We start from the raw sequence: 24,757 nt of genomic DNA on the forward strand, positions 1-24,757 counted from the left end.
GCATTTTACCTGAAGCGCAGCACTGAGCAAAGCTCAGCCAGACATTGACCACGGGTAATCCAAAAACAAGTGGCGAATGACGGAGTTACTCAATGCTTTTAAGAAGAATCAGCGACTGCTTGCACATGATCAACCAAGAGCTGCACAGATAAGCGCTCTCTAAACAAGTTACTGTCTAGTTTATAGACCACATCTACCCATTTAACGTGTAAATTAGGCCACAGCTCAGTATCAATATTGAATGCGATGGCATCAATAACTTGCTGACTTGCGTCAACAGGCGACAATACCATTTTTAAATGACGCGCTCCGACGATTCGCTGTTGAACGAGATTAAACCTACCGTGAAACTTGGGTTCTGGAAAATTCTGCCCCCAAGGACCTGCATTTCGCAACAATTCTGCCAACTCAATTGAGAAATGCTCAGGCTGTAATTCCCCGTCACTCAGCACTACAGCTGTCAACTGATCTTGCGTGGTCAGCTCCGTCACTATGTTATCAAAGGCTTTTTCAAAACGAGAATAATCAGCTTTAGCCAGACTCAATCCAGCCGCCATCGCGTGACCACCAAATTTGCTTAGCAGGCCAGGATTCCGTTTAGCAAGCAAATCTAAAGCGTCACGCAAATGCAAACCGGGAATCGAGCGCGCTGAGCCTTTAATTTCTTCATCATCGGCATCGGCAAAGGCAATAACAGGACGGTGATAGCGCTCCTTAATCCGCGAAGCAAGAATACCAACAACCCCTTGGTGCCAGGTAGGATCGTATAGACAAATGCCACTTGGAATATTGCTAGCATCTAGCTGCAGGTGAGCCAAGGCTCGCACCGCATCGTCTTTCATGCTCTGCTCAATAGCACGGCGTTCTTTATTTAGGTCATCCAGCTCGGCAGCTAAATTCAACGCCAGCTCATCATTCTCAGTCAGCAAGCAGCGGATGCCAAGGCTAATATCATCTAAGCGACCAGCCGCATTTAAACGCGGACCAATAGCAAAGCCCATATCTGCGGCCACGATACGATTCGCCTCTTTACCGGCAACCCGCAACAAAGCCGTAATTCCGGGGCGGCAGCGTCCTGCTCGAATGCGCCTTAAACCCTGGCTGACTAAAACGCGATTAGCATGCTCTAAGGGCACCACATCTGCCACTGTTCCTAGTGCAACTAGATCGAGCAATTCAGCGAGGTTAGGCTCAGCGCGACACTCAGAAAACCACTTTCTACTTCTTAGTTCACTGCGTAATGCCAGCAAGACATAGAACATCACGCCAACACCGGCCAAAGACTTAGCTGGAAATGGACAGCCATATTGATTGGGGTTCACGATCGCGGCTGCGTCAGGTAAGTTATCACCCGGCAAATGGTGATCCGTTACCAAGACTGGAATACCTAGCTTATGGGCTGCCGCAACACCGTCAATGCTGGAAATACCATTATCGACAGTCACAATTAAGTCGGGTTGGCGCTCGGCGGCTACCTCAACAATTTCTGGTGTTAAACCATAGCCATATTCAAATCGGTTTGGCACCAAATAATCGACATGCCCTGCCCCCAGCGCACGCAAACCAAGCATAGCCACACTCGTGCTCGTCGCGCCATCACAATCAAAATCACCTACAATCAATATGCGTTTTTGATCTTCAATCGCATCTGCCAGCATGGTGCAGGCCGCGGCCAAACCTTTCATTTCAGGCTTAGGCAGGGTCTCCAAACCTGTTTCAATATCACTATCACAAAGCGCACCACGTGCGGCGTAAAGACGCTGAAGCAAGGGAGGAACCGCCCCTGCAAATGCAGGGGCAGTAGAACTACGCACAATTATTTTGGGGAAATCAGTCACCGATTAAGCGCGAATATTTGCAGCAATAAAGGCGTGCACGTCTCCCAACTTATTCTCTACCACTTCATAACGCTCGTCTAATTCGAAGAGATCACTCATGTGGTGCGGCAAGGCCGGCGCACTTGGATAGCCCGCCTTCATCACCGCTTCGGGGAATTTAGCCGGATGAGCCGTGGCCAAGGTAATCATCGGGGTCGCGGTATCGCGGCGGCATTCGCGCGCAGCTTTAACACCAATTGCTGAGTGGGGATCTAGCAAGTATTCACTTGCATCATAGACTGACGCAATCGTTTCAACCGTAGCTTCGTCATCCACACCATGGCTGTCAAATAACTCCCTAACTTTGGCAAAAGCAGTGCTAGGAATAGACACAGTTTCGGTATCCATGCGCTTCATTAAATCTGCAATGGCAGCACCATCACGATCGTAGCAATCGAATAACATGCGCTCAAAGTTGCTAGACACCACAATATCCATACTGGGTGACAAGGTGTGCTGCAATTCGTGCTTTTCAAATGTATTGCCGCTAATAAAGCGATGCAAAATATCATTCTGGTTGGTCGCGACCACCAATTGCTCTATTGGCAACCCCATACACTTAGCTAAATAGCCGGCATAGATATCGCCGAAATTGCCGGTAGGAACCGAAAAGCTCACTGAGCGATCTGGTGCGCCAACAGCATAAGCAGCGTAAAAATAGTAAACGATCTGGGCCATGATACGTGCCCAGTTGATAGAGTTCACCGCTACCAGCTGTCGATCTTCTGGTAAAAAGCTTTGATCCGCAAAACTGGCTTTCACCATGGCTTGGCAGTGGTCAAAATGACCTTTCACAGCAATATTGTGGATATTGTCGCCAACCACCGTGGTCATTTGACGACGCTGGACTTCAGACACGCGCTTATAGGGATGCAAAATAAAGATATCGATATTGCTGCAGCGCTTACAACCTTGAATGGCAGCAGAACCTGTATCTCCGGACGTAGCCCCCATAATGACGACTTTCTGATGGCGGCGTTCAAGCACGTAATCGAGTAAACGTCCCAGCATTTGTAGTGCAAAATCTTTAAACGCCAAGGTTGGACCTTGAAACAGCTCTAACACCCATTCATTGCGATCTAATTGCACTAGTGGTGCGATTGCAGGGTGACGAAAATCAACATAGGTATCATCGATAATCGCTTTTAAATCATCATCAGGAATACACCCACCGATAAACGGCTGAATAATCTGAAAAGCCAAATCGGTATACGACAATGACGACCAAGAAGCGATCTGCTCCTTGCTGTATTTAGGCAGGGACTCAGGGACGTAAAGACCACCGTCTGGCGCCAAACCGGTAAGCAGAACGTCTTCAAAATTCAGGGCGGGCGCCTTGCCGCGGGTACTGATGTATTTCACTTGTGTGTACTCATTACTTAATTTTATTTCCGTGCACTATCTATGACAGCGCACTCGCAAAATTACTCACCGTAAGCTGGAGACAGACGCCATAGACATCCGTGCCCAAACTACAATGCGATATTAACCGGCCAATGACTCAACCCGGATCCGCGTCACTTCGCCAACAATACTTTCTAAGCCTTCAATTTGACTTACCGCAGCAGACAGCTTCGCTTCTATAGTGCGATTAGTCAGAATAATCATGGGAACCAAATTTGCATTGTCTGCCGCTTCTTTTTGAATCAGAGCCTCAATACTAATGCCACCATCACTTAGAATTTGGGCAACTTTAGACAGTACACCCGGCTTATCTACCGCCGTCATACGTAAATAATAAGCGGTTTCTACTGCATCGATAGGCAATACAGGATGCGCACTGAGCGATTCCGTTTTAAAAGACAGATAAGGCACTCGGCTGCTCTGAGACGAGCTCAATGACCGGGCGACGTCGATAACATCCGCCACGACGGCCGACGCCGTTGGCTCACTGCCGGCACCTGCGCCGTAGTATAGACTGGGGCCAACAGCATCAGACTGCACCAGCACCGCATTCATAACGCCATTTACATTGGCAATTAGGCGTTTCTCAGGAATCAGTGTGGGGTGTACTCGCAGCTCAATACCCTCACTGGTTCCCCTAGCAATACCCAAATGCTTGATACGATAGCCAAGCTCTTCCGCATAAGTCACATCTTCTTGAGCAATTTTACTTATGCCTTCGGTAAAGACTTTATCGAATTGCAGCGGAATACCAAATGCCAAAGAAGCCAATATCACCAGTTTGTGTGCAGCATCAATTCCTTCGACATCAAAGGTTGGGTCTGCTTCGGCATAACCTAATTCCTGCGCTTCAGCAAGGACATCGGCGAAGTCGCGGCCTTTTTCACGCATTTCGGAAAGAATAAAATTGCCCGTGCCGTTGATAATTCCGGCCAACCACTGGATTTTATTGCCCGCCAGCCCTTCGCGAAGCGCCTTGATAATGGGAATACCACCGGCAACAGCGGCTTCAAACGCAACCGTCACACCTTGCTCAGCGGCTGCAGCAAAAATTTCATTGCCGTGCTCAGCAATCAAGGCCTTATTTGCCGTGACCACGTGCTTACCATTGGCAATGGCTTTTAGCACGAGTTCTTTTGCAACCGTAGTGCCACCGATTAATTCCACCAGAATATCTATTTCGGGATTTTCAGCAATGGCAAAAACATCGCGATTAATGGCAACGTCACCGGTATCGCACTTAGGGTTGTCTCGACGAGCACCTATTTGCGCCACCACAATGTCTGCACCAACACGGGCAGAGATTTCTGCCGCATTTCGCTTCAACACTGCAAATGTACCGCTGCCTACGGTTCCTAAACCACATATTCCTACTTTGACCGAATCCACCGCTGCTCCTTAAACGTCAGGTAATACATAGGGCGTGCCGCTCATGTTTCCTCGCATTTATTAGATCGAGGAGAAACCAGAGTAATATACCCGAAAGCTGTGCATTTTAGTCAAGCTGAAGCCCTAAGGCTATGGCCTAGGAGGATTGAAATTATTTAATTCGCCGCTAAAGCTATTGAATGTCATTTGAAGAAGCTAGCAAGCGCCCTCTTTTTCGCACAAAGTTTAGTTTTAGAGCTCATAAAAAAGCCTCGCGCTTGATTTCACCAAAACCGCGAGGCATAAAATATTCTGACTAAGTTTTCACCGTCAGAATGCGCTTTGCTCTTGTTTAACGGTAAAAACCCGTTAATCGACGTTGGATAATGGCCTGCGCCTCACTCATCATTCGATCTAGTAACGCTTGGCAGCTAGGGATATCATTAATTAACCCAATAACCATGCCTGCAGTCCAAATACCGTCGTCTATATCACCACCTTCCAATACCTTTTGCCGTCCCCGGCAACCAGCAACCAGCAACCAGAGGCTGAATATCAAAGAAGTCCGTTTTGCCTTCTCGTTTTTCTAATTTTATATCTTGCTCGGCAATGGCGTTCCGAAAGACACCCGCCGTATTGTTGAGGCTACGGAATCTGTCATTTCTTTACAGCGGCGTATTTCTTTATATAAATCATCAGGAGTGGGCTGAGTTAAGGCAGTCAAATACCGAGACCACCAGCATTGGACACCGCCGAGGCTAGCTCGGCGCGCCCAACCCACTGCATACCGCCCTTTATGATGGGATAGTTAATCCCCAACATTTCGGTAATGCGCGTCTTCATAGAAGCCGCCTTTAATCACCAAGCCACTAGATACGCTCGATGATAATTGCTGGAGCCATACCACCAGCCGCACACATTGTCACAAGGCCACGTTTTAAATCACGGCGCTCAAGCTCGTCAAGTAATGTACCAATCAGTATAGATCCGGTCGCCCCTATCGGATGCCCTAAAGCCATCGCGCCACCGTTAACATTTACCTTGTCACGGTCTAGCTTGAGATCACGAATAAACTTTTCAGCAACAACCGCAAAGGCTTCGTTTATTTCAAACAAATCAATATCGTCAACGGTTAAACCCGCATTTTTTAGTGCCTTTAACGCCGCAGGAACGGGGGCATTCAGCATTAAGGTTGGGGAATCGCCCATATTAGCCATCGCCACAATTTTCGCCCGAGGCTTCAAGTTGTGTTCTTTAGCGTATTCTGGGGAGGTCAGCAAAATAGCCGCAGCGCCATCAACAACCCCTGAAGAATTACCACCGTGATGTACATGGCTAATTTTCAAGTCTGGATAAACATTATTAACTAGACCTGCATAGGTGGTACCCGCTTCATCTAATGGGTAATAAGCCAACTCAGCAAAAGCCGGCTTTAGTGCAGCCAAACCTTCTAGGGTGGTACTGGGGCGAGGAAATTCTTCTTTGTCTAATGCCAAAGTTCCATCTTCGCGATAAACAGGGACAAGACTCTTATCAAAATAACCATTCTCAATCGCGTGCGCCGCACGCTGCTGGCTGGTTAATGCAAGCTTATCTAAGTCTTCTCGGCTAATTCCTTCAAGCGTGGCAATTGCGTCACCACATACACCCTGATGAGGCTGCGGGTGAGCTTCACGCAACACCATATTGCCATTATCTAGAAACATCGCTGGATCATTGCCGTTCTGTCCATAATTGGACATCATCTCTGTACCACCGGCAATCACTACATCTTCTAAACCCGACATAATTGAAGCCGCAGCAAGGTTTACTACCGTAATACCCGAACCGCAAAAGCGGTCTAAAGTAACAGCGCTGCTTCGCACATCGTAACCCGCTGTTAATGCGGCCATCCGACCAAGATCGCCACCTTGCTCACCGCGCTGGGAGCTGGTTCCCCAAATAATATCGTCGACATCTGCGGTATTTAATTGCGTCCGCTCTGCCAATGCTTTTAAGACTGTTGCACCAAGCTGTTGTGGATGAATACCTGCCAGTGAGCCTTTGCCCGCCTTGCCAATACCACGTGGTGTACGGCAAGCATCAATAATCCAAGCTTCTTTCATTTCAAATTCCTCATAATTAAATCAAAGGCTCAGCAGCCCTTCCAGTTAGGCACGCGCTTTTCTGCAAAGGCGGTAGCACCTTCAATCGCATCCTGACTTGTAAATACCCCATCCACTATTTTGGCTTGCTCCGAGAACATCTCGTCTTGCTGCCAATCTTGAGAATCTATAACGACTTTCTTGCTGGCTATAACCGCCATCGGTCCATTTGCAGCAATACTACGGGCATATGCTTTTGCACCTTCTAGTGCACCTTCCGCTTCAACAATTTTATTTACCAGACCTAATTCATAAGCACGCTGTGCCGTAATAAAATCACCTGTTAGCGCCATTTCCATCGCAATTCGTGATGGAATCTGACGAGGCAAGCGCATCAATCCACCAGCCGCCGCTGCCAAACCTCTTTTGGCCTCTGGAATACCAAATTTTGCATTTTCAGCAACAACAATTAAGTCGCAACTAATTGCCAATTCAAAGCCACCCGCCAAAGCAAAACCTTCTACTGCAGCTATCAACGGTTTTTTCGGCGGCGCTTCACACAAACCAGCGAAGCCTCGCCCTTCAACGACGGGCATTTCGCCAGTGACAAACGCTTTCAAGTCCATCCCAGCACAGAAGGTATTATCTGCACCCGTCAAAATAGCTGCGCGGATATCATCATTACTATCTAATTCTTCCATTGCCGCAGCGATACCTTTTGCCACCGCAAGATTTACTGAGTTTTTCGCTTTAGGCCGGTTGATGGTCACAATCATTACGCCATCTACGACACTTACCAACACTTCATCACTCATAATGCTCTCCACGTTCAACATACACATCGTTATTAAAATAATCAGGCCAGAGGTGATTCCCCGAAAAATACTGACAGTCATTTTGTAAGACTGCTTTCAATTCATTGCTATAACCGCATCCACACCAAGAGTGACTCCTAATAATGCAGTAATCACGTTTTTCACAGAACCAAGAAATTTAGAATAGGCTTTTAATTTAATCTTCGCCTAAGTGACTGGGTAAACTCACGTCCGCAAGCCCTAACACAACTATTGGAACAAATTTATCTTTATTAGCTGGGTATAAAACCCAATAGCAGCCGCGTGTCCGCAGCCGCTATTTTCGAGAAGTAGCTAGTAGCTACGTCTTAACGAGGTTGCATACGAATAGCACCATCCAAACGAATTGACTCGCCATTCATATATTCGTTTTCAGCGATCATTACGGATAGATGAGCAATTTCGTCAGGGCGCCCAAGACGCTGAGGATTTACCACACTGTTTTCCAAAGACTTATATGCTGCCTCAGGAATCGATTCAAAAAGTGGGGTATGGATAAGACCAGGAACAATGGTATTAACACGAATACCATAGGAAGCAAGGTCGCGAGCCATTGGCAAGGTCATACCAACCACACCGCCTTTAGACGCACTGTAAGCAACCTGCCCTACCTGGCCTTCGTATGCAGCAACCGATGCAGTATTAATAATAACACCACGGGCATTCGCGCCATCATAAGGTGCATTCTTAGCCATTTGCTCAGCAACAAGACGGGCAACGTTGAATGTACCCACCAAATTCACATTGATAACATTTTTATAAGCATCTAAAGGAAACGGCCCATTTTTGCTTAAGGTCTTTGCCGCATTACCAATACCTGCGTAATTATTACAAATATGGATAGCGCCGAACTTGGCAACTACTTCGGCAATCGCAGTTGCAACAGAGTCTTCATCAGCAACATTTACATTATGAAAGCTCACATTATCCGCACCAAGCTCTTCAACAATGACAGCACCGCGCTCGGCATTCATATCAAAGATGGCTACCTTTCCACCTTTAGCAACATACGCACGCACAGTTCCTTCGCCTAAACCAGATGCCCCACCGGTAACAATCGCGACCTTATCTTTGATATCCATCTATGTTCTCCCGTATTAGTGATGATCAATAATTAGAATTATCATTTTTCAATAAGCGATTACATACGATTTAGTTTTCATTTGTGAACTCGAGCTGTGGCAACAAGCCAACAAAACAAACACACAAAAGCACTGTTTTCATCGTACGACACTACGCCAATAATGATGGTGCTTATTCTGAAACAAAAGATGCTTGTAAGGCCATGTCGTTAGAGGACAAAAAAATTGACATTTCCTTACAGTTTTAGCACAACATGAACGATTTGAATGAACAAAGAAAAATAAGGAGACTGCTGTAATAAACAGTCAGAAGCTAATTCAGCAGCTAATCAGTGTGTTTTAGCTACATTCACTTTATGACGTTAGCTGACAGAAGTGATGCAAAAAGAGGACGACACATAATTAATAGATATAATTAAATACAGAAATGACAAACCCCAGAAAACACTGGGGCTTGTTAATAGCAGCTTCAGAGCAGATATCAGAGTAAATTAACCCTCACAGCGCTTATAGTTGACTAGACACAAGCAACCTTGCTCTGTGCCTGCCATATATAGTTTTAAGCTGTGAACGTAAAAGGGTGAACCACAGACTAATTATTGCTGATAAATTAGTCTTCAGCGGCCTCCTCTACAGCTTTTTTAGCACTTGGCTTTGGAAGTAATTGCTCTCTGATATTGGCCTCAATTTCGGCAGCAGACTCAGGGTTCTCCGCGAGATATTTTGCAGCATTCGCTTTACCCTGACCAATTTTATCGCCTTTATAGGCATACCAGGCGCCAGATTTATCAACCAGACCCAATTTAACGCCAAGGTCGATTACCTCACCTAGATGATAAATACCGCGTCCATATAAGATTTGGAATTCAGCCTGTTTAAATGGTGGCGATACTTTGTTTTTCACCACTTTAACGCGAGTTTCGTTACCGGTAACTTCATCGCCGTCTTTTACCGCACCAATTCGACGAATGTCCAAACGAACAGAGGCATAAAATTTAAGTGCATTACCACCTGACGTTGTTTCAGGATTCCCAAACATCACGCCAATTTTCATACGGATTTGGTTGATAAAGATAACCAGCGTATTGGTTTGTTTAATACTGCCGGTTAATTTACGCAAAGCCTGAGACATTAAGCGCGCCTGCAACCCAACGTGTGAATCACCCATATCGCCTTCGATTTCAGCTTTAGGAACTAGGGCTGCTACCGAGTCAATAACAATTACGTCAACTGAACCAGAACGAACCAACATATCGGTAATTTCTAGGGCCTGCTCTCCGGTATCCGGTTGCGACACTAATAAATCATCTAAGTTAACACCCAGCTTCTCAGCATACTGAGGATCAAGTGCATGCTCGGCATCTACGATGGCAACAGTCTTTCCTGCTTTTTGAGCTTCAGCCATCACTTGCAAACAAAGCGTGGTTTTACCTGACGACTCAGGACCATAGATCTCAACAATACGTCCATAGGGTAAGCCACCAATGCCAAGCGCAATATCAAGGCCGAGTGATCCTGTAGAAACAGAGGGCATCACTTCACGAGAGCTGTCGCCCATTTTCATGATAGAACCCTTGCCGAACTGACGCTCTATTTGACCTAGCGCCGACTCGAGTGCTTTTTGCTTATTAGGATCCATGTGCTCGCTACCCCTTGTGGAGATTGATTTTAATGACGATGGCTCAAGCGCACTGCCGGCCACACAACTGTATATATGATCAGTATTATCGAAACGCTTGTCAATGCTCTAATGAAAATTCTTTCTATACCGATAATTTGCCCGCCAAACGCCTTCTACCTTGCTGTTAACACTGAGATATAAGCATGGTGGCGAACTATGGTAAAGTTCGCAGCCTTAATCACCTCCAGCTGATAGAGCCGCCATGACACCTTGGAAAAAACTCGGTACCGCAAAAATACCAAATAGTGGCGGAGAACTTCAGCTATCACAGCGCGGCGAGGAGTTTTCGATTCGCCTTTCCGGTGTTCGAGGTGAGCTGATGAACAGCCGAGTTTACAACTCAGAACAAGTACTTGCTGAACTTGGCTGCAAAGCAATACAAAACAAAGCAGATGCACATGTCTTGGTAGGCGGCCTAGGGATGGGCTATACACTCTCGGCAAGCTTGGCAAATATCGCTTCATCGGCACAAGTGACGGTGGCCGAACTAATCCCAGAAGTTGTAGAGTGGAACAAAGGTCCACTGGGTAACTGCGCCAACAACCCCTTGCGCGATGCACGCACCACTGTCCACTATGGCGACGTTGCCGAGCTCCTAAACACGGCACAAGAACGCTATGATGCAATATTACTCGATGTCGACAACGGCCCTGAAGGGCTCACTCAAGCCGACAACAACTGGCTGTATTCCCAACAAGGTTTGGAGGCCATTTCGCAAACCCTTCGTCCAGAGGGGGTATTGGCAATTTGGTCGGCAGGTCCTGACAGCATGTTTGCCATTCGCTTAAAAAAAGCCCAATTTAATGTCACTATCCACACCGTTCGCGCACGCCCCGGCAAAGGTAGCCGACATACCATTTTCCTTGCCCAAAAAAGGTGGCAAAGTCCGCAACAGCGAATTTAACGTTCATAGTGGTTTTATTATTGATTTGGTATTCTTGCTCCATTATCTCAGGACAACATCTTTATTAGAATAATGGTGCCTAGCGGTCAATCAAAAAGCACCACTATGCTACCGCTGCCCCCTACATCAACACTAAGGCCTATTTCTGGATTATGACTATCGACGCCAACACTAGCATCGAGGCTAGTGCCAACCACACACCCATGATGCAGCAGTACCTAAAAATTAAAGCTGAACACCCCAATGAAATTGTCTTTTATCGAATGGGGGATTTTTACGAACTTTTTTTCGACGATGCCAAACGCGCCGCCGAACTATTAGACATCACCCTGACCGCGAGAGGGAAATCTGGCGGTCAACCTATCCCCATGTGCGGGGTGCCTCACCATGCAGCAGAAGGCTATTTGGCAAAGCTGGTTAAAGGCGGATGGTCTGTTGCTATATGTGAACAAATTGGCGATCCCGCCACCAGCAAAGGCCCCGTTAAGCGCGCTGTAGCACGAATCGTCACCCCAGGTACTATCAGCGATGAAGCCTTATTAGACGAACGCAAAGACACGCTTTTATTAGCCGCGTGCGGTCAAGGGCAGCACATAGGTCTTGCCGTATTGGACATGAGTAGTGGCCGGTTTCAAGTCTTAGAGGTGCCCAGCCACACCGCTTTTCTAAGTGAATTACAGCGTCTCCGCCCCGCTGAACTGCTTATTTCTGAAGACCTTATTATTGAAGAAATGCCAGCAATCGTAGGAATGCGACAGCTACCCCCCTGGGAGTTTGATATTGACGCAGCTACGCGAAGCCTTTGCCAACACTTTGGCGTACAAGACCTTGCCGGCTTTGGCTGCGATACACTAAGTCAAGGTATTGGCGCAGCTGGCTGTTTACTGCAGTACGTAAAGGACACCCAGCGCAGCGCCCTGCCCCATATCCGTCAATTAAAACATGAGTCTAGAGATGACGCCGTGGCAATGGATGCCGCCACTCGCCGCAACCTAGAGTTAGATATTAACCTTAGTGGAGGTGTTGAAAACACACTAGCATCAGTATTTGATCGCTGCCAAACCGCCATGGGGAGCCGCTTACTTCGCCGCTGGCTTCATAGGCCGCTTCGAAATCAAGCGACGCTCACCGCACGCCAGAGTGGCGTAGCCGAGCTAATTGAAAACTATCACTTTGAAACAGTTAGAGACACACTGAAACAAATCGGTGATTTAGAACGGATATTATCAAGAGTCGCTTTGCGCTCTGCTCGGCCAAGAGACCTATCACGTTTACAACGCTCACTAGCCGCGCTGCCATTATTACAAAGCCAGCTGAAGCCACTAGATATACCGTATCTCCAAGCTCTGCGCACTGAACTTAGCGAATTCCCTTCCCTAGACGCCCTTCTTGCCAAAGCGGTGTCCGAAAACCCGCCAATGGTGCTTCGAGAAGGTGGCGTTATCGCTGAAGGCTACGACAGCGAGCTTGATGAGCTGCGCAGCCTGAGCACTGATGCGGGCGAATTTCTATTGGCAATGGAATTACGTGAACGCGAGAAAACAGGCCTAAGCACCCTAAAAGTCGGTTACAACCGTGTGCACGGCTATTATATTGAAATAAGTAAACTGCAAGCATCACAAGCGCCGGTAGAGTATATTCGCCGGCAAACCTTGAAAAACGCTGAACGTTTCATCACTCCAGAACTAAAGACCTTCGAAGACAAGGCCTTAAGCAGTAAAAGCCGAGCGTTGGCTCGTGAGAAATTTCTTTATGAACAACTGCTGGACACCTTAAATAAAGAACTCATCGCGCTGCAGTTATCCTCACAGGCTCTGTGCGAACTTGACGTCATTGCGAATCTAGCGGAGCGAGCCGTACAGCTGGAGCTCTGCCAACCCGAATTTCACCATCAAGCAATACTCGATATCGAACAGGGCCGACACCCAGTTGTAGAAAGTGTTTTAGATGAACCCTTTATCGCCAATGATGTAAAACTTGCCGACGACCGCCGCACTCTCATCATTACCGGGCCCAACATGGGTGGTAAATCGACCTATATGCGCCAAACTGCGCTTATTGTATTGCTGGCACACATTGGTAGCTTTGTCCCAGCTAAATCGGTGAAGCTCAGTTTAGTGGATCAGATTTTCACCCGAATTGGGTCATCGGACGACCTTGCAGGCGGGCGCTCCACCTTTATGGTTGAAATGACTGAAACCGCCAACATTTTGCATAATGCCACCGACAAAAGCCTTATCCTCATGGATGAAATAGGACGAGGAACTAGTACCTTTGACGGCCTCTCACTTGCTTGGGCTTGCGCTATTGATCTCGCGGATCGTGTACAAGGCTTTACCTTGTTTGCTACGCACTACTTTGAACTAACCGTTCTACCCGAAAGCTATCCTAAAGCAGCCAATGTGCATCTTGGTGTTACCGAGCACAATGACCATATCGTGTTTTTACATAGAGTTCAGGAAGGGCCGGCCAACCGGAGTTATGGCTTACAAGTTGCCAAACTTGCTGGAATCCCAGCAAATGTTGTCAATGCGGCCAAAACCAAACTACAAGAACTTGAAAGCCAAGCCATTACCCACAATCAATTAACAACGGCAGGACCACAAACGGATTTATTTTCGTTGCCCGTAGACGACCACCCTGTTATTGACGCCCTTGGCGATATTGATCCCGACAACTTAAGTCCGCGGCAAGCACATGAATTGCTGTATACACTTAAGGCAAAGCTCACTTAATGCCATTAAAATAATGGCTAACGAGTAAAAACGATAACCCACAACTAAATTATTGTTAAGACTAAGGCTATACCGATTTTTTTCACTGGTGTTACAATACGCGCCTTTAAAGAATTACCACCCAAGTCAGGATAAAAGGGGCTGACCAGAAATGACTTTTGTTGTAGGCGAAGATTGCATCAAGTGCAAACACACAGATTGTGTTGAGGTTTGTCCGGTAGACTGTTTTTATGAGGGGCCAAACTTCCTTGTAATACACCCTGACGAGTGTATTGATTGCGCATTGTGTGAACCAGAATGCCCTGTTAATGCAATATTTTCAGAAGACGAGCTACCAGATGATCAGCAAGTTTTCTTAGAATTAAATGCAGAGCTCTCAGAAGTGTGGCCAAACATCACCGAAATGAAAGATGGCCCCGCTGATGCAGAAGAGTGGGCTGGAAAACCGAACAAACTACAATACTTAGAGCGCTGATACACGACACGTATTGTTCAGACCTAAAAAAGCCCGCTATTGCGGGCTTTTTTAGGTCTGAAGGAATAGACACACTAACTAAAACTATCTGCAAACAATGAGGTTGCGCTCAAGCCATTCTCTTCAAATAAAACACGCATACTTTTTAATGCCTCAACCTGAATTTGCCTAACACGTTCCCGTGTCAAACCAATTTCACGCCCCACCTCCTCCAATGTAGCGGACTCATGTCCACGAAGGCCAAATCGACGGACAACGACCTCTCTCTGCTTGGCACTTAATTCATCAAGCCACTCATCAATATTGCTGGATAAATCCTCACCCTGAAGAATATCGCTCGGATTTAAAGCATTAGAATCGGCAATTGTATCAAGCAAAACCTGATCAGAATCTTGTGCTAGCGGCACATCGACAGAGCCGACGCGATCTTTCAGCCCGCACAAGCGCTTCGCTTCAGACACCGGTTTATCAAGTGCCTCAGCCATCTCCTCTGGTGACGGCATATGATCTAATTTTTGGGTCATTTCACGCTCAGCACGCAAATAACCATTAAGCTCTTTTACTACGTGAATGGGTAATCGAATCGTCCGAGTCTGATTCATAATAGCTCGTTCGATTGTTTGCCGTATCCACCAAGTTGCATAAGTAGAAAAACGAAAACCACGCTCTGGATCAAACTTCTCTACAGCTCGAATTAAGCCAAGATTACCCTCTTCAACCAAATCGAGAAGACTCAAGCCGCGGTTTAAATATCGCCGAGATATTTTTACCACCAGCCTAAGATTACTTTCGATCATACGTTTTCGGCCAGCCTCATCACCTTGCCGTGCTAAACGAGCGAAATGAACTTCCTCTTCGGCACTTAATAATGGTGAGAAACCAATTTCACTGAGGTACATCTGGGTGGCATCAAGATCAGAATNCTGCCGTCGAGACCGCGTTGTTTTTGAAACTTTATTGATTGTGATAGGACGTTCAGCACCTTGCTTTTGCCTTGTTTCGGCGGCATCGGTGTTAATTTCAATTAAGCCTGTACGATATGTCTTATTATCTTTGTGTATCCGCATCGTCGAATCCTTCTTTTCGTTATATTGCTCGACTTAAGTGATACTTTAAAAATACTCCTTAAAAAATCAGCGTTCAGCGCCTAGGAAGTAATTTCAAAGGATCTACCGGTTTACCATCTACACGAACTTCAAAATGTACTTTTGGCGAATCCGTACCACTATCGCCCAACTCTGCGATAACAGCACCCGCCTTTACACTATCCCCCTCTTTAACTAATAAACGTCGATTATGTCCGTAAGCACTTAAATAGCGATCAGAATGCTTAAGAATTAATAGGTTCCCATAGCCAACCAAACCGCTACCTGCATACACTACTACGCCTGCCTTAGACGCACGTACAGGCTCCCCCATCTTGCCTTTAATATCAATACCCTTATGAGCCTGACCAGTGGCAACGAATAAACGCAGTAATGGGCCTGTTATCGGCCATTGCCAAGAATCCCTTGGAGCATTAGTAGTGACCGCAGGCTTAACAACAGGAGGGGCTGCAACAACCTTAGACTTTTTGGCCGGCTTACTCACCTTTGCAACGGGAGGGTTTGGCATTGCTTTAGCTGGGCTCGATTTGGGTTTATTGCTTGCAACGGAAGCCTTCGTACTTTCCTGTAACATTAATGCCTGCCCAGGATAAATTGTGTACGGCGAAGCCAATCCGTTAGCGTTCGCTAACCCTTGAACATCGAAGCCATAACGCCATGCTATCGAAAACAAGGTATCGCCAACACTGACAATATAATAAGGCGGAGGACGCTCGGAAGGATTATAACGATCAGAAATAGGCGCAGAACCGCCATTGCTGCTACACGCAGAAACGCTTAAAATTAGGACGATTATGCTGAAAATCACTCTCAGCAAAGCCATCATGTACACATCCTTATAAGCACAAAAAAAACCTATTTTGTTAACGAAATAATACTAACCCTACTCATCTAAACCGCAATTCGTTGATAGGCAGCATTGCACCAACACCCTATTAATTACTTACCATCATTTAAAAACAGCGTTATAGAAAAAAATATTCTAAAAAATCAGCTGTTTTTCGCGATTTTCTCTATTAGCAACACGAAAATCACTCCAAAAATTGCTAAGAGCGTCGACACCATTAACTGTGGAGCACCTTGAGCGGCATATTCCCAAGGTAATACGTTATGCCAACCAGGCGCCAATGACTCGCTCAAAAGCTGGCCACTAGCATCCAGCTTCCAAGGCCAAATTATCGTAAGTGACCCCAGTAAAATACCAGTTAGAGTAGCAAGCAAACGCGCTCTATAATGAAGCAACAACCAAGACAGCAAGCGCACAAACAACAATAACCCCACGGCACAGCCAGTAACAAAACTGAATAAAGAAACGACTTCTAGCTGTTTTACCGCATTAATTACTGGCTCATACATACCAAGCAACAACAAAATAAAACTGCCGGAAATTCCTGGCAGTATCATTGCGCAAATCGCCAACGCACCAGACAAAAAAAGCGTCAGCGGCGTCGCCGCAAGTTCGGCAGGACGCAGTTCACCAATCGCAACGGCAAAAACAACCCCAAATACCAACCAGCCAAGCTGACGCCCTCCCTGGGGTATTTGTCGATAAACAATAATAGCGGAAGCTAAGATCAAACCAAAAAATAAAGCAGCCAATGGCACAGGGTATTCCTGCAGACCATATGATATCAACCGCGCCAAAGACACAACGCTAGCTACGACACCAAGTAGCAAGCTAATTAAAAAATTTCCGTTAACGGACTGCCAAAAAGCGAGGGGGCCAGATTTAAACAAGGTTTTCAGAGCATGTATATTGCAAGATTTAAGGCTTTCAATTAACTCGTCGTATATACCAGTAATAAAAGCAATAGTGCCACCAGAAACCCCTGGTACAACATCAGCAGCTCCCATCGCCATACCGCGAATGAATGTCCCTAATGAAAATCCCTGCATAAAATTCCTTATCACCCGTAGGGTATTTCAATAATATCGCTAAGCGACCACAACACCGGTAACCATCGGCACAAATAACACCGGTTCAATCAGCATCTCTTCCACGCCATCTTCCGTTTTATCGTAAACATATAAAGACTGCTGCTTACCCACAGGGCCAACAGGAATAACAAGGCGCCCCCCCACTGCAAGTTGCTCTAACAGTTCAGCAGGAACCTCTTCTGGTGCAGCCGCTGAAAGAATAGCGTCAAAGGGGCCACGCTCTTTCCAGCCCATACCACCATCAGCGTGCCGTAAATGCACATTATGCAAGCCTAATTGACGAAGCCTTTGGCGAGCTTTTTCTTGAAGTGGGCGAATACGCTCGACACTGAATACACGCTCTACCATCTGCGCCAAAATTGCTGTTTGATAGCCCGATCCGGTACCCACTTCCAATACTCGCTCTTTGGGGCCATTAGCTAAAAGCAGCTCCGTCATACGAGCAACAATATAGGGTTGTGATAAGGTCTGCTGAAAGCCGATGGGCAGCGAGCTATCTTCATAAGCACGATGGGATAAAGCTTCATCAAGGAAAATATGACGAGGAGTCCCTCTAATCACATTTAACACCGCTTTGTCAGTTATGCCTTGTTCAAGCAAACGCTCAATCAAACGATCTCGAGTTCGCTGGGATGTCATCCCAATACCTTGCAAATTTAAAATTGTCACCGTGTCTTCTCAGTAAACATCAGAGCAGTGAACGCCCTTAGTAATTGATCAATTCTCGCACAAGCGCTGTAGCGAAACAGCCCCTAGGCAGTGAAAAAGCAAGCGATAGGGTTCTTTTATCCAGACTCTGCCACTGAAGCTCTTTTGGAATTACTCGAAGTGCTCGACGCTCCATCGTCAGATTGTTTTTCATTAAGCCACTACACAAGTCTGAAAATTCAGCAAATACACTTTCTTCTAACTGTGCCACCTCGGCATTAGATGACAACTTTCCTAGCTTGCCAAACATTGGCCCCGTTGGATGAATATCGCCTCTTTCAAGCCGTTCGATAACGTGATCATCCAGCACCTCAGAAAATACACTCCCACTATCACGCAGTGCAAATATATCGCCGGGCAAACCCTTATTCCAATGTCCAGTCGTCACTCGCTGAGCTAACACGGTGTTAAAAATAAGACTTCTTGCTGCTGACAAATACATTCCACGCTCAAAACGTCCTGGCGTAAGTTGGCCGGCAAACCATTGGCGGCAAGCCGCTATATTGCCACCACCATAACCAAAGCGCTGCTCGCCAAAATAATTTGGGAAGCCTAGCTTAATATTATGTAGACGCGGCTCTATAAGGGAAAGGTCACCGCTCAAATCTGTTAAATTCAACATAAAACGGTTGTAGCGATGACTACCTAAACGCAGTTTTTGACGATGACGCCCTTGACGTAAAATCCGCCATGTTTGCCCCTCCGGCACAGACCAATCCGGCTTGTTCTTACCTGGCAGGTGAACACAGAACCACTGCCGCGTCACCGCGTGTCGATCTTTTTGCCCCGAATAGGTCACTGCCCGTGGCTGTACGCCTGCTAGACGGGCCAATTGTCGCGCAACGTGCTCGGTGGTATCACCAACCTTTTCAATCCACAACCAGTCGAATTCACCGTCATCACTAAATTCGACGTGGAATACTTCTTCTACAATAAAATCTTGCGGCTGTGCTTTTATGACACCAGAAACATTCGTAACACCTTGCGCTTTAGGCCAGTCAGGCAGCATCACTACGCTCCAATAACAACACAGCGTCTACAGCAATCCCTTCGCTGCGGCCTACAAAACCCAACTTTTCAGTTGTTGTTGCCTTTACACTTATTTCTGAAACGGCAACGTCCAAAACAGTTGCGATAGATTCACGCATAGCCAATATATAAGGTGCTAATTTTGGTTGTTGAGCCGCAATCGTAATATCCACATTACCGAGGTGATATCCATGCTCAGCTACCAATTTATTGCAGTAACGCAATAAATCCCTGCTATCGGCGCCGGAATATTGCGGATCAGTATCTGGAAAGTGCTTACCGATATCCCCCAGCGCCAAAGCACCAAGCATCGCATCACACAGGGCGTGTAAAGCGACATCACCATCGGAGTGCGCAATTAAACGCCACGGGCAAGGTATATGGACGCCACCCAATTGAATGCCATCGCCATTTTCGATTCGGTGAACATCATAGCCATGACCAATTCTGATAGCACTCATTGCCCACCCCTAGATAAAAACACCTCTGCAATCGCAAGATCGTCAGGGTATGTGATTTTAATATTCCGATGACTTCCAGCTATTAGCGCCGGTTTATCGCCACAATGCTCCATGGCAGAGGCTTCATCAGTTATCTTCAATTGATGCTCTCGACAATAAGTAAGTGCCTTTGTTAACGCTCCATAACGAAACAACTGCGGTGTTAAAGCCCGCCACATCCGCTCACGGTCTACGGTTTTCTGGATTTCACCATCCTCAGTGCTTCGCTTTATGGTATCTACCACGGGAACAGCCAAAATCGCTCCCACCTGATGAGCACAGCCACGTTCTATTAATTGCGTAATATCATGGTGTGAAACACAGGGGCGTGCTGCATCGTGAACCAACACCCAATCGGTATCTTCTGCATTCAATGACTGCAGTGCGCACGCTACTGAGTCAGATCGCTCCAGACCGCCATCCACACGTGATACCCGCGGATCATTTGCACACGCTAAGGAATCAAAAAAAGTATCTTCGGGATGTAAAGCCACTACGACGGTGACGATATCGCTGATAGCCAATAACTTAGCGATACTGTGCTCGATCACGGTTTTATCTGCGAGTTGAAGATATTGCTTAGGGAGTTCGCTACCAAAACGCGCGCCGCGTCCAGCTGCAGGAACAATCGCCCATAAACGACTTTTATCGGTCACGGCGATTTTGCCCTTTTAAATTTAAGTCGTTCTTGTTCTTAGCTAAGGTTCTATTCATCAACTATAAGATAAAAGGTCTCACCAGATTTAATCAGCCCCATATCGTTGCGAGCTCGCTCTTCAATACTATCTAAATCGTGCTTTAAACTACGAACCTCACCATATAAACGTTCATTTCGTAGACGTAACTCATTGTTGGTCTCATTTTGAACGGCAATATCACGACGTAAACTGGCAATTTGCTCCCAGCTTCCCGTACCCGTCCACAACCGCACTTGCAGCAGGGCCAGAATCACCAGCAATAATAAAAGCAGCCGGCGGCGAGTCATAGCTCACTCTTTCGCGCGATAGTTATGTTCATTTTTGTTCCAGAACAAAATCCTAGAAAGTCTCAAACTTTTAAAACAAAAAAGGCGGCCGTGGCCGCCCCTTTATATTACGCTCGGAACTCTTCTCGACCTCGGTACGCTGCACCCAGCTCGGCCTCAATTCGCAATAAGCGATTATATTTAGCAACACGATCAGAGCGACACAAAGAGCCCGTCTTAATTTGACCAGCCGATGTTGCCACTGCCAAATCTGCTATCGTGGTATCTTCTGTTTCACCTGAGCGATGAGAGATAACCGCAGTATAACCTGCATCTTTAGCCATCTTAATGGCATCCAGCGTTTCAGTTAACGAACCAATTTGATTAAATTTAATCAAAATTGAATTAGCGATACTGTTATCAATACCACGCTTAAGGATTTTGGTGTTTGTGACAAATAAATCGTCACCCACCAACTGAACCCGATCTCCAACACGACGAGTTAACGTAGCCCAACCGTCCCAGTCACTTTCATCCATACCGTCTTCAATAGAAATAATCGGGTATTTCTGGCTTAGCTCATCAAGGTATGCGGCAAAGCCATCAGCATCAAATTCTTTGCCTTCCCCACTCAGAGAGTATTTACCGTCTTTATAAAATTCAGATGATGCACAGTCTAAGGCCAAGGTAACATCTTTACCCAACTCATAGCCGGCATTGGCCACGGCTTCTGCAATCGCTTCTAAGGCTGCTTCATTTGATGGTAAGTTTGGTGCAAAGCCACCTTCATCACCAACTGCTGTATTCAAACCACGACCAACCAACACTTTTTTCAAGGCATGAAAAATTTCAGCACCTTGACGCAATGCTTCAGCAAAAGTCTCAGCGCCAACAGGCTGAATCATGAACTCTTGAATATCAACATTGTTATCAGCGTGCTCACCACCATTGATAATATTCATCATTGGCACAGGCATGGTGTACTGCCCCTCAGTGCCGTTAATTTGCGCAATACGCTGATAGAGAGGAATACCCTTTTCAATAGCGACCGCTTTCGCCGCAGCCAAAGATACTGCCAGAATTGCATTGGCGCCCAAATTTGACTTACTTTCAGTTCCATCAGCAGCAATCATGGCTTCATCAAGGGCGCGTTGATCGTCCGCATCCAATCCGATCAACAAATCGCGAATCGTCGTATTGATATTAGCTACAGCCTTTAATACGCCTTTACCCAAATAACGCGATTTATCGCCATCTCTCAACTCTAATGCTTCTCGTGAACCTGTCGATGCGCCTGAGGGTGCACAGGCACTACCTACTGCACCTGACGCCAATACGACATCAGCTTCAACAGTGGGGTTACCCCGTGAATCCAAGACTTCAAACGCTTTAATATCGACAATCTCTGACATATTAACTTTCTCCGTTGTAAGTTAAAAAATTACTTAATATCCAATGCGGGTAAGGACTTCACTGTCTCGTCCACCGCTTTCATGTGCTCTAAAAATGGGGTTAATGCTGACAAAGGTAGTGCGCTAGGGCCGTCACATTTGGCGTTGTCTGGATCAGGGTGAGCTTCTAAAAATAAACCGCCTATGCCCAAAGCCATTCCTGCCCGGCCTAATTCCACAACTTGATTTCGACGACCACCAGATGCCGCCCCCATTGGGTCTCGGCATTGTAAGGCATGGGTGACATCAAAAATTAAGGGCGCCCCGCCGCTCGCTTCGCGCATAACTCGAAACCCTAGCATATCGACAACTAAATTATCGTAACCAAAATTACTGCCGCGTTCGCACAGCATAATTTTTTCATTGCCGCACTCGGCAAATTTTTCAACGATATTCTTCATTTGACCTGGGCTAAGAAACTGCGGTTTCTTAATATTGATAACCGCATCTGTCGCCGCCATCGCCGCAACCAAGTCTGTTTGACGCGCTAAAAAAGCCGGCAACTGAATAACATCACAGACTTCCGCAACCGGGCCGGCTTGATGCACTTCGTGAATATCAGTAATAACAGGAACCTTAAACGTTTGCTTAATCTCCTGAAATATCTTTAAGCCCTCCTCCATGCCTGGGCCTCGGTAGGAGTGAACTGAGGAGCGATTAGCCTTATCAAATGATGCCTTGAAAACATAGGGGATACCCATCTTTCCACAAACTTCAACATAATGCTCCGCAACCTGCATGGCAAGATCCCGCGATTCCAGTACATTCATACCGCCAAACAGTACAAATGGCAGATCATTTGCCACTTCAATACCCGATACACTTACGACTTTATCTTTCATATCTCGTCCTTTTTACGCAACCGCTCAGACAATACCTATTCACTGCTATGCGCGATAACTGCGTTAACAAAACCTGAGAATAAGGGATGTCCATCCCGCGGAGTAGACGTAAATTCTGGATGGAACTGACAAGCGATAAACCAAGGATGATCGGCGATTTCAACGACCTCAACAAGGCTCTTATCTGCTGACCAACCACCCACCTTCAAGCCACCGGCCTGTAATCTATCAACATAGGTGTTATTTACTTCATAGCGATGACGATGACGCTCTGTAATTGATTCTTCGCCATACACTGAGGCAACGACAGAACCTTCAACTAAATGACAGACCTGTGCACCCAACCGCATGGTGCCACCCAGATCATCGTCGTGGGCCCGCTGCTCTACTTCGCCATCAGCCGTTACCCATTCGGTAATCAAACCAATGACTGGATTTTTGCCGTCATCATTAAATTCACTACTATTAGCATCACTTAAGCCTAAAACGTTGCGCGCAAATTCAATAACGGCCACTTGCATGCCAAGGCAAATCCCTAAATAAGGGATTTTATTTTCACGGGCGTACTGGACCGTGCGAATTTTACCCTCTACACCCCTACTGCCAAAACCACCGGGAACAAGAATACCATCGACACCTTCCAGTAATTCAACGCCCTCTTTTTCAATAACTTCCGAATCAATATAACGTACTTCGACTTTGGTTCGGCTGTGGATGCCTGCGTGCTTTAATGCCTCATTAAGTGATTTATAGGCATCGAGAAGCTCCATGTATTTACCAACCATGGCGATAGTAACCGTTTGATCTTGGTGTAAATCACCTTCAATTACTCGGTCCCATTCGGTCAAATCTGCAGCAGGGCACTCCAAACCAAAACGCTCAACTACAAGCTCATCCAAGCCTTCCGCCGCTAAGAGCGAGGGAATTCGATAAATTGAGTCCACATCCCGCAACGGAATAACCGCACGAGATTCAACATTGGTAAACAAAGCGATTTTATGTCGACTACTTTGGTCAATTTCATGATCTGAGCGACAAAGTAAAATATCTGGCTGTAGACCTATAGACCGAAGCTCTTTTACAGAATGCTGGGTAGGTTTAGTTTTGGTTTCACCCGCCGTGGCAATATAAGGAACTAAAGTTAAATGCATAAGCATTGCGCGCTTAGCACCTAACTCAACTTTTAACTGTCGCGCAGCCTCAAAGAAAGGTAATCCTTCAATATCACCAACCGTGCCGCCAATTTCAACAATAGCAATATCAGCGTCACCCGCACCCGCCATTACACGCCGCTTAATTTCATCGGTGATATGGGGGATAACTTGCACCGTACCACCCAGATAGTCACCGCGACGTTCTTTGCGCAATACGGTTTCATACACTCTACCTGCAGTGAAATTATTACCTTTGGCCATTTTGGCACGAATAAATCGTTCGTAGTGCCCTAAATCTAAGTCAGTTTCTGCACCGTCTTCGGTAACAAAAACTTCCCCATGCTGAAAAGGGCTCATCGTGCCTGGGTCTACATTAATGTAAGGATCCAGCTTGAGCATTGTTACTTTGAGACCACGCGCCTCAAGAATGGCACCTAATGATGCTGACGCAATGCCCTTACCCAAGGACGAAACAACACCGCCGGTGACGAATATAAAACGCGCCATGTAATGCCTTTTTAGATAGTGCTAAGAGATATAGGGGCCTGACAAATACTGTGTTTATCCGCCCCCACGAGATGGGACGTCAGTCTAACAGGAA

General features: G+C 46.5%; 23 protein-coding genes. 3 read left to right on the forward strand and 20 right to left on the reverse strand.

What is annotated here, in order from left to right:
• Window positions 1-98: 98 nt before the first annotated feature.
• From recJ to recA, 9 genes are all read right to left on the reverse strand, one after another.
• A complete protein-coding gene (recJ, locus tag AELLOGFF_RS09580) occupies window positions 99-1,838 on the reverse strand; it encodes a single-stranded-DNA-specific exonuclease RecJ (RefSeq protein ID WP_200842632.1) in 1,740 nt (579 codons plus the stop codon).
• 3 nt (window positions 1,839-1,841) lie between these two features.
• A complete protein-coding gene (gene thrC, locus AELLOGFF_RS09585; RefSeq protein WP_159268531.1) occupies window positions 1,842-3,239 on the reverse strand; it encodes a threonine synthase in 1,398 nt (465 codons plus the stop codon).
• A gap of 123 nt (window positions 3,240-3,362) precedes the next feature.
• Window positions 3,363-4,670, reverse strand: a complete 1,308-nt coding sequence (locus AELLOGFF_RS09590; protein WP_159268532.1) for a homoserine dehydrogenase — start codon at window positions 4,668-4,670, stop codon at window positions 3,363-3,365.
• A 331-nt stretch (window positions 4,671-5,001) separates the two neighbouring features.
• Window positions 5,002-5,208 (reverse strand): hypothetical protein, encoded by a 207-nt coding sequence (locus AELLOGFF_RS09595; RefSeq protein ID WP_159268533.1) that lies wholly within the window; start codon window positions 5,206-5,208, stop codon window positions 5,002-5,004.
• A gap of 161 nt (window positions 5,209-5,369) precedes the next feature.
• Window positions 5,370-5,492 carry a nitronate monooxygenase gene (locus AELLOGFF_RS09600; RefSeq protein WP_200842633.1) on the reverse strand — a complete coding sequence of 41 codons (123 nt, stop codon included), beginning with the start codon at window positions 5,490-5,492 and terminating at the stop codon, window positions 5,370-5,372.
• 26 nt (window positions 5,493-5,518) lie between these two features.
• The gene (locus AELLOGFF_RS09605; RefSeq protein ID WP_159268534.1) at window positions 5,519-6,754 is read right to left on the reverse strand and encodes an acetyl-CoA C-acetyltransferase; all 1,236 of its coding nucleotides are present in this window, start codon (window positions 6,752-6,754) and stop codon (window positions 5,519-5,521) included.
• A 29-nt stretch (window positions 6,755-6,783) separates the two neighbouring features.
• Entirely contained in the window at window positions 6,784-7,548 is a 765-nt protein-coding gene (locus tag AELLOGFF_RS09610) for a crotonase/enoyl-CoA hydratase family protein (protein WP_159268535.1), read from the reverse strand.
• Window positions 7,549-7,895: 347 nt separating this feature from the next.
• On the reverse strand, window positions 7,896-8,669 hold the full coding sequence (locus AELLOGFF_RS09615) for an SDR family NAD(P)-dependent oxidoreductase (protein ID WP_159268536.1): 774 nt from the start codon (window positions 8,667-8,669) through the stop codon (window positions 7,896-7,898).
• 610 nt (window positions 8,670-9,279) lie between these two features.
• Entirely contained in the window at window positions 9,280-10,308 is a 1,029-nt protein-coding gene (gene recA / locus AELLOGFF_RS09620; protein WP_159268537.1) for a recombinase RecA, read from the reverse strand.
• A gap of 244 nt (window positions 10,309-10,552) precedes the next feature.
• On the opposite strand from recA, the gene AELLOGFF_RS09625 reads away from it, so the two are divergent.
• The 3 genes from AELLOGFF_RS09625 (at window position 10,553) to fdxA (ending at window position 14,464) form a co-directional block, all read left to right on the forward strand.
• The gene (locus AELLOGFF_RS09625) at window positions 10,553-11,254 is read left to right on the forward strand and encodes a spermidine synthase (protein ID WP_159268538.1); all 702 of its coding nucleotides are present in this window, start codon (window positions 10,553-10,555) and stop codon (window positions 11,252-11,254) included.
• 152 nt (window positions 11,255-11,406) lie between these two features.
• Entirely contained in the window at window positions 11,407-13,989 is a 2,583-nt protein-coding gene (mutS, locus tag AELLOGFF_RS09630) for a DNA mismatch repair protein MutS (protein WP_159268539.1), read from the forward strand.
• A 151-nt stretch (window positions 13,990-14,140) separates the two neighbouring features.
• Window positions 14,141-14,464: a ferredoxin FdxA gene (gene fdxA, locus AELLOGFF_RS09635; RefSeq protein ID WP_159268540.1), complete on the forward strand. Its 324-nt coding sequence runs from the start codon at window positions 14,141-14,143 to the stop codon at window positions 14,462-14,464.
• 74 nt (window positions 14,465-14,538) lie between these two features.
• On the opposite strand, the gene rpoS is transcribed toward fdxA, so the two are convergent.
• The 11 genes from rpoS to AELLOGFF_RS09690 form a co-directional block, all read right to left on the reverse strand.
• A complete protein-coding gene (gene rpoS / locus AELLOGFF_RS09640; protein WP_159268541.1) occupies window positions 14,539-15,531 on the reverse strand; it encodes an RNA polymerase sigma factor RpoS in 993 nt (330 codons plus the stop codon).
• 73 nt (window positions 15,532-15,604) lie between these two features.
• The gene (locus tag AELLOGFF_RS09645; protein WP_235035650.1) at window positions 15,605-16,396 is read right to left on the reverse strand and encodes a peptidoglycan DD-metalloendopeptidase family protein; all 792 of its coding nucleotides are present in this window, start codon (window positions 16,394-16,396) and stop codon (window positions 15,605-15,607) included.
• Window positions 16,397-16,560: 164 nt separating this feature from the next.
• On the reverse strand, window positions 16,561-17,466 hold the full coding sequence (locus AELLOGFF_RS09650) for a DUF368 domain-containing protein (RefSeq protein ID WP_159268542.1): 906 nt from the start codon (window positions 17,464-17,466) through the stop codon (window positions 16,561-16,563).
• 39 nt (window positions 17,467-17,505) lie between these two features.
• Window positions 17,506-18,147: a protein-L-isoaspartate(D-aspartate) O-methyltransferase gene (locus AELLOGFF_RS09655; RefSeq protein ID WP_159268543.1), complete on the reverse strand. Its 642-nt coding sequence runs from the start codon at window positions 18,145-18,147 to the stop codon at window positions 17,506-17,508.
• A gap of 67 nt (window positions 18,148-18,214) precedes the next feature.
• Window positions 18,215-19,225: a tRNA pseudouridine(13) synthase TruD gene (gene truD, locus AELLOGFF_RS09660; RefSeq protein WP_235035673.1), complete on the reverse strand. Its 1,011-nt coding sequence runs from the start codon at window positions 19,223-19,225 to the stop codon at window positions 18,215-18,217.
• Complete coding sequence (gene ispF, locus AELLOGFF_RS09665) at window positions 19,215-19,706, reverse strand: 2-C-methyl-D-erythritol 2,4-cyclodiphosphate synthase (RefSeq protein ID WP_159268545.1); 492 nt, start codon at window positions 19,704-19,706, stop codon at window positions 19,215-19,217. The genes truD and ispF overlap by 11 nt, the downstream gene beginning before the upstream one ends.
• On the reverse strand, window positions 19,703-20,401 hold the full coding sequence (gene ispD / locus AELLOGFF_RS09670; protein WP_235035651.1) for a 2-C-methyl-D-erythritol 4-phosphate cytidylyltransferase: 699 nt from the start codon (window positions 20,399-20,401) through the stop codon (window positions 19,703-19,705). Before ispD ends, ispF begins: the two co-directional genes overlap by 4 nt.
• Window positions 20,402-20,451: 50 nt before the next feature.
• A complete protein-coding gene (gene ftsB, locus AELLOGFF_RS09675) occupies window positions 20,452-20,730 on the reverse strand; it encodes a cell division protein FtsB (protein WP_159268546.1) in 279 nt (92 codons plus the stop codon).
• Window positions 20,731-20,837: 107 nt separating this feature from the next.
• Window positions 20,838-22,121, reverse strand: a complete 1,284-nt coding sequence (gene eno, locus AELLOGFF_RS09680; protein ID WP_159268547.1) for a phosphopyruvate hydratase — start codon at window positions 22,119-22,121, stop codon at window positions 20,838-20,840.
• Window positions 22,122-22,150: 29 nt separating this feature from the next.
• Complete coding sequence (gene kdsA / locus AELLOGFF_RS09685; protein WP_159268548.1) at window positions 22,151-23,002, reverse strand: 3-deoxy-8-phosphooctulonate synthase; 852 nt, start codon at window positions 23,000-23,002, stop codon at window positions 22,151-22,153.
• Between the two features lie 35 nt (window positions 23,003-23,037).
• A complete protein-coding gene (locus AELLOGFF_RS09690) occupies window positions 23,038-24,663 on the reverse strand; it encodes a CTP synthase (protein WP_159268549.1) in 1,626 nt (541 codons plus the stop codon).
• Window positions 24,664-24,757 lie beyond the last annotated feature (94 nt).

It is taken from the genome of Zhongshania aliphaticivorans, from assembly GCF_902705875.1.
In the GTDB taxonomy this organism is placed as follows: domain Bacteria; phylum Pseudomonadota; class Gammaproteobacteria; order Pseudomonadales; family Spongiibacteraceae; genus Spongiibacter; species Spongiibacter aliphaticivorans_A.

What these genes read in the sequence shown, in the direction of transcription:
- AELLOGFF_RS09655 (WP_159268543.1), bottom strand. Translation starts at nt 18,147, where the DNA reads ATGACATCCCAGCGAACTCGAGATCGTTTGATTGAGCGTTTGCTTGAA.
- AELLOGFF_RS09600 (WP_200842633.1), bottom strand. Translation starts at nt 5,492, where the DNA reads ATGAAGACGCGCATTACCGAAATGTTGGGGATTAACTATCCCATCATA.
- AELLOGFF_RS09650 (WP_159268542.1), bottom strand. Translation starts at nt 17,466, where the DNA reads ATGCAGGGATTTTCATTAGGGACATTCATTCGCGGTATGGCGATGGGA.
- AELLOGFF_RS09615 (WP_159268536.1), bottom strand. Translation starts at nt 8,669, where the DNA reads ATGGATATCAAAGATAAGGTCGCGATTGTTACCGGTGGGGCATCTGGT.
- ftsB (WP_159268546.1), bottom strand. Translation starts at nt 20,730, where the DNA reads ATGACTCGCCGCCGGCTGCTTTTATTATTGCTGGTGATTCTGGCCCTG.
- AELLOGFF_RS09605 (WP_159268534.1), bottom strand. Translation starts at nt 6,754, where the DNA reads ATGAAAGAAGCTTGGATTATTGATGCTTGCCGTACACCACGTGGTATT.
- truD (WP_235035673.1), bottom strand. Translation starts at nt 19,225, where the DNA reads ATGCTGCCTGACTGGCCTAAAGCGCAAGGTGTTACGAATGTTTCTGGT.
- ispF (WP_159268545.1), bottom strand. Translation starts at nt 19,706, where the DNA reads ATGAGTGCTATCAGAATTGGTCATGGCTATGATGTTCACCGAATCGAA.
- eno (WP_159268547.1), bottom strand. Translation starts at nt 22,121, where the DNA reads ATGTCAGAGATTGTCGATATTAAAGCGTTTGAAGTCTTGGATTCACGG.
- kdsA (WP_159268548.1), bottom strand. Translation starts at nt 23,002, where the DNA reads ATGAAAGATAAAGTCGTAAGTGTATCGGGTATTGAAGTGGCAAATGAT.
- fdxA (WP_159268540.1), top strand. Translation starts at nt 14,141, where the DNA reads ATGACTTTTGTTGTAGGCGAAGATTGCATCAAGTGCAAACACACAGAT.
- AELLOGFF_RS09645 (WP_235035650.1), bottom strand. Translation starts at nt 16,396, where the DNA reads ATGATGGCTTTGCTGAGAGTGATTTTCAGCATAATCGTCCTAATTTTA.
- AELLOGFF_RS09690 (WP_159268549.1), bottom strand. Translation starts at nt 24,663, where the DNA reads ATGGCGCGTTTTATATTCGTCACCGGCGGTGTTGTTTCGTCCTTGGGT.
- AELLOGFF_RS09610 (WP_159268535.1), bottom strand. Translation starts at nt 7,548, where the DNA reads ATGAGTGATGAAGTGTTGGTAAGTGTCGTAGATGGCGTAATGATTGTG.
- AELLOGFF_RS09625 (WP_159268538.1), top strand. Translation starts at nt 10,553, where the DNA reads ATGACACCTTGGAAAAAACTCGGTACCGCAAAAATACCAAATAGTGGC.
- mutS (WP_159268539.1), top strand. Translation starts at nt 11,407, where the DNA reads ATGACTATCGACGCCAACACTAGCATCGAGGCTAGTGCCAACCACACA.
- recA (WP_159268537.1), bottom strand. Translation starts at nt 10,308, where the DNA reads ATGGATCCTAATAAGCAAAAAGCACTCGAGTCGGCGCTAGGTCAAATA.